General features: G+C 34.4%; 5 protein-coding genes and 2 pseudogenes. All 7 read left to right on the forward strand.

The window, feature by feature from the left end:
- A pseudogene (locus PVV69_RS09390) lies at positions 1 to 252 on the forward strand (integrase); the annotation flags it as partial.
- A gap of 209 nt (positions 253 to 461) precedes the next feature.
- Positions 462 to 662, forward strand: a complete 201-nt coding sequence (locus tag PVV69_RS09395) for an AlpA family transcriptional regulator (RefSeq protein WP_007347209.1) — start codon at positions 462 to 464, stop codon at positions 660 to 662.
- 101 nt (positions 663 to 763) lie between these two features.
- Positions 764 to 916 carry a hypothetical protein gene (locus PVV69_RS09400; RefSeq protein WP_273757293.1) on the forward strand — a complete coding sequence of 51 codons (153 nt, stop codon included), beginning with the start codon at positions 764 to 766 and terminating at the stop codon, positions 914 to 916.
- Positions 917 to 1379: 463 nt separating this feature from the next.
- Entirely contained in the window at positions 1380 to 1685 is a 306-nt protein-coding gene (locus PVV69_RS09405; protein ID WP_273757294.1) for a hypothetical protein, read from the forward strand.
- A 70-nt stretch (positions 1686 to 1755) separates the two neighbouring features.
- Positions 1756 to 2211 (forward strand): hypothetical protein, encoded by a 456-nt coding sequence (locus PVV69_RS09410; protein ID WP_273757296.1) that lies wholly within the window; start codon positions 1756 to 1758, stop codon positions 2209 to 2211.
- A gap of 295 nt (positions 2212 to 2506) precedes the next feature.
- Positions 2507 to 2952: pseudogene (locus PVV69_RS09415) on the forward strand (DUF3987 domain-containing protein); the annotation flags it as partial.
- A 575-nt stretch (positions 2953 to 3527) separates the two neighbouring features.
- Positions 3528 to 3738: hypothetical protein (locus PVV69_RS09420; RefSeq protein ID WP_273757295.1), on the forward strand; the 211-nt coding region annotated here is incomplete at its 3' end.

The following is a 3738-nucleotide window of genomic DNA, read 5'->3' on the forward strand; positions in this document are numbered from 1 at the left end:
GGTCCCCTTGCTACAAAGTGTATGGCTCAATATATGAGAGATAATAAACTTGATGCCTGCCCTCATGGGTTTCGCTCTAGTTTACGCGATTGGCTCGCTGAAACAACAGACGCCCCTTATGAGGTCGCTGAAACCATTCTGGGGCATGTGGTCGGGGGGCAAGTGGAACGTGCCTATCGTCGTACTGACTATTTAGAACAGCGTCGTGTCTATATGGATAAATGGGCGGCTTACGTTACAGGTCAAGCTTAAGATATGGGGTGTAATACCCCATTATCTGTGGATAACTTTAGCTCTCTTCTCTCTCATATCATCTCAATAAGAGTCATAAATTATCACATCAGAAAAACTATAATAATATATTGTTTTCTATGATTAAAATACCTTCAAAAAACAACCAAAATATGGTTAATAAATGCTTATGATTTGTTCCCATTTTTTACTCTTGAAAGGAAATTATAATGACAGAAAACGATATTCTTTTAACTGACCGTGAAAGTGCAAAATTGCTTCATATGAGTGTTTCAACATTCCGCCGTCATGTGACCAATGGCTCTTTACCAAAGCCTTTAAAATTTGGTTTTTTATCCCGTTGGTTACAATCAGATCTCTTGAATGTCATCGAGCAAGCAAAACAGCAACGTCAAAGTGACGCGGCATAAAAAAACCTTGTCACGTAAGGACGGACAAGGCTTTCTCAAACTCATCACCCTAGAGATAGCACAATCCGTCCTATGGTGCAATATATCATAGGATAAAAAACATGTTTTCTTATATAAATGCTCGGGGCATCACAAATGCCTTGCGTGGGGTTTGGTATGGGCATTATGGAAGTGCCCGTTGTCCAGCCCATGATGATCAATTGCCTAGTCTATCTTTGAATAAATTAGCCTATTTTACAAATTACGCTCACTAGCAGCTTTAAGAGTTTAAAAGAAAAATCAGCTATATGAGAAAACTTAGGTATCAATAACAATTCCCCTGCTCTGTTCTTTCGATTAAGGTACCAAGCTTACATTTGCACCAAATTTTTACCTCTATTTATAGTTTATCTTTCAATATGGAGTGAAGCACAACCTTTTCTGTTGATATATTTTAACAATTAAAATTTTTGACTTTCTGTATTTTATCCATCACGAGAAGCTCGTAAAAATGTGTAAAATTTTGACACGTTCAATAAAGACCGTCAATTAAATGTATATATTAGTACCAAAAAAAATGATAATTTTCTTTGATACAAACAATCAAAATGATTAAAGATAAAAACAGCTATCTTATTTTCATTTCAAACAACAAATTGAAAAAATCATAGGAAATTTAATTGATCAAATTTAACCATTAGATTAATATTTTAAGACAATTACAGAAAGGAATTTCCTATGCAAAAGAAATTACCCAAAAGTTATATGACCGATGCTGAGCGTGAAGAATTACAAGCAGGTGGATTAGATCAAAACTGTATTTATACTGCTGAATCAGAAGCGGCTGACCGTGCTAACGATAGCAAAGTGGCGTGGGAATGGTTGGCAATGACTGAACCTCCAGCACATACACTTTTGTTTCTTAAAAAGCGGCATGGAGCACAATTTATCCGTGATATGGGATTTTCTACTAAAGATGCTGATAAAGAATATGGTCCCGATTGGTTAGATAAAGATGTTATCATAGGAGGTTATCATTTCTAAAGAATTTGAGGAATTGGAACGTATTTTTGTCCGCGAAAGTAACTATGTAAAAAGTCTTGATGAGACATTGATTACCAAAAAATTACATAGTGTACGGAATGATTTATGTAATCATATTCGTAATGTTGGAAAGAATGGTGATTTGTCGTTACTTATTGATACGGAGCGTGGTCTTGTAGAAAATGATTTATTTAGATATTCCAATAGCAAAGCTATGACCAGTAGCCTTAAAACAGCATTAACTGAAATAGATGTTGTTAAGGACCACATAAAACTGGTTTCCAATCCTGAGAAATATGATGCGATAAATAGGGGATATAGCCTATCTAAAAATCGAAAAGGTAGTTTGCCTTATGATGAAGCACGTCAAGCAATGGCATCCCATTATGCAAGGCTAGGAAATCTAGACAAAGCGCGTTTAACAGACATTGAAAAATCTATCATTGATGCAAGAAGAGAAAATATCAAGGCAATGCAAAAACTCTACGAAAAGATGCAAGCCAAAGCTATTGGCATAGATTTCTAACTCAATAACGTACTCATAATAAAGCTTTTTACATTAATTTATTCACACATCTTTTTCTTAGTTCTGTTTGTATTCTTCATAGCAATATTTAGCTAGGTCTAAAGTCAGCTTTGTATATGTCAAATTCGTATTCAAAATGTAATTGTGGATCTCTTAGATTAATTGAAAACATATTCATTATTGTTTGAAATACATTTTCATCACAACAGAAAAACTAAAAAGTTTTCTTCATTATGAAAATCTGAAATGGTTAGTGTTATTTCTTTTTTGTTTTTTCCTTTAATAGGAAACTATAAAGAGGGACACTCACTCAGAAAGCTTACAATCGCATGTTTTGAAAATGAATAAAACCATACCAACCCTTGCGTTGATTTTTGAATTGAGTGAAGGCGGGCGTTTTGAAATCAATAGAGATGCCCTTGAGAGAGCCTTGCGTTGGGAAAAAATTTGTTAAGTCATGTCAAAAGGCTCTATGCGGCGGGGGATACAGTAACAGCAGAGCGTGCAAAATTGATTGTTAAACGCTGTGATTATTTACCCGATGGTTTTACTTCACGTGATGTTTATAAACGTGATTGGAAATGTTTAAAGGACAATGGAGCCGTTAAGCAAGCTTTAGAGCTTTTATGCCGTTGTAACTATATTCGTGAATTTCCTATAGAGGGGAATGAATTAGGTCGGCGTCCTGATAGACGCTATGAGTGGCATCCTTTGGTTAAAAACACCAGCATAAAACAATAAAGAAACCTCTTTTGAAGTCTTAAAACAACCACGCAAAACTCTTTTTATGGCATTCTCATCAAAGAACTTTTCTCCAAAAGCAAATGATCTGAGTGACTTTGTAAAAAGAGTTTTGTCAGTCTTGTCAGTGCACTCTAGACCCTATAGTATTTTTTTTTACCATTAAAAAAATAAAAACAATTATATTTCAATATGTTAGTATTTTAATGATACAACCCTTATCAAGACACAACCCATAAATTCAATCAATAATATATATTTGTCAGTTTGTGTCTGTAAATTGAACTGACAAAAGTAATCATTTCAATGACGCATAAAACCTATCAAAATGATCATTCTGATGTTTTAAAAGCCCATAGTGCATTCGTCTTGAATGATATGTGAAATAAATAGCAAATTTCACTATTCTGTTGTTGATAAGCATGATTTATAAAATTTATTTTAAGCGATTTATGGGTTTTCTGCTGCTTTTGTCTCATTTTGTTATCGCTATTTCTTTTGAATCAATTTAATAGACTTCATTTCGTTTCTTTACGAGTTTTGATCTTGCCATAGCCAATGGAGTTTATCTTAATATGCTTCAATATGTTAAGTCTGATAATAAACAAGTCACTTTACGTTCTCTCTTAGAATATTATCGTCAACAAGCAAAATCACCTCGTGAATTGGGAACGCTGTTTGAAAACCTTGTCATGGCTTATCTCATGCAAGACCCGTTGCAAAAGCAAGAATACGAAAAGGTTCAAACTTATTCGGAATGGGCTGAGGAACATGATGAAGATGGGC

The sequence above is a fragment of the Bartonella sp. MM73XJBT genome (assembly GCF_028618465.1).
In the GTDB taxonomy this organism is placed as follows: Bacteria; Pseudomonadota; Alphaproteobacteria; order Rhizobiales; family Rhizobiaceae; genus Bartonella.